Here is a 1250-nt window from a genome sequence, read left to right as displayed (position 1 = left end):
AGCGCGGCAACCAGGTCCTGGTCGGCTACCTCGCGTTGGCCGGCGGGCGCGAGCTCGACCGCGACGCCGCGCTCGCCCGCCTCCGCGAGGAGCTGCCCGCCGCTCTCGTGCCGCTGCTGGCCGTCGTCGACGAGCTCCCGACGCGCGTCTCGGGCAAGGTGGACCGTGCCGCTCTGCCGTGGCCGCTCGCCGAGAGCACCGCGGAGGAGGTCGACCTCGATCCCGGGACGGCGTGGCTGGCCGGGCTCTGGCGCGAGGTGCTCGGGGTGCCCGTGGACGAGCGGGCGAACTTCTTCGACCTCGGCGGCGGCTCCCTCGCGGCGGCCCAGCTCGTCGCGCGGATCCGCGAGCGCCACCCGGAGTTCACGGTCGCCGACGTCTACGCGCACCCGCGCCTGGCGGCGATGGCCGCCGAGACAGCGGGCAGGGCGACGGGCGACGCCGAGGACTCGGGGCATCGGATCCTCCCTGTGCCGCGGCGGATGCGGGTGCTGCAGACCCTCCTGGGCGCCCCGCTCCTGGCACTCGGCGGCGCCCGCTGGGTGACCGCGATCCTCACCGTCACGGCACTGCTCGACCTCACGCCCGGCTTCGGCTGGCTGCCGACCGTTCCCCTGGTCGCCCTGATCCCGGCCTTCGCGCTCTTCCTGACACCGTTCGGGCGGATGGGGCTGACCGTGCTCGCCGCCCGCTCGCTGCTGCGCGGCGTCCGGGCCGGCGACCACCCCCGCGGAGGGAGCGTGCACCTACGCCTCTGGCTGGCCGAGCAGATCGCCCTCCAACTCCGGGCGGTGAGCCTCGCGGGGGCGCCGTGGGTCGCCGCGTACGCCCGCGCGCTCGGCGCGAGGATCGCGGACGACGTGGATCTGCACTCGCTCCCGCCGCTGACCGGAATGCTCACGCTCGGGCGCGGAGCGGCGATCGAGCCCGAAGTCGACCTCTCGGGCTACTGGATCGACGGCGACGTGCTCCGTGTCGGGGCCGTCAGAGTCGGCGCAGGCAGCACCGTCGGGGCGCGCAGCACGCTGCTGCCCGGCACGCGGATTGGCAAGCACGCCCAGATCGAGCCGGGCTCCGCCGTCTTCGGGAGGGTCCCCGCCGGGCAGCGCTGGGGAGGCTCCCCCGCCCAGCGGCTCGGCCGAGCGAACGCGGGCTTCCCTGCGGAGCGACCGCCGCGGCGACCGGGCTGGGTCTGGGTCTACGCGGTCTCGGCCGTCGGCCTCGCCGGCGTGCCCGTCCTCGCCGCCGCC

At 76.4% G+C, this 1250-nt stretch carries 1 protein-coding gene; it reads left to right on the top strand.

Annotated elements, in window-relative coordinates; translation table 11 throughout:
• Positions 1–1250: phosphopantetheine-binding protein (locus ACH61_RS15495; protein WP_236713726.1), on the top strand; the 1250-nt coding region annotated here is incomplete at both ends.

Source organism: Rathayibacter tanaceti, assembly GCF_001634385.1.
Classification (GTDB): Bacteria; Actinomycetota; Actinomycetes; order Actinomycetales; family Microbacteriaceae; genus Rathayibacter; species Rathayibacter tanaceti.
Note: the sequence above shows the minus strand (reverse complement) of the source record. Positions and strands in the feature narration are given on the sequence as shown.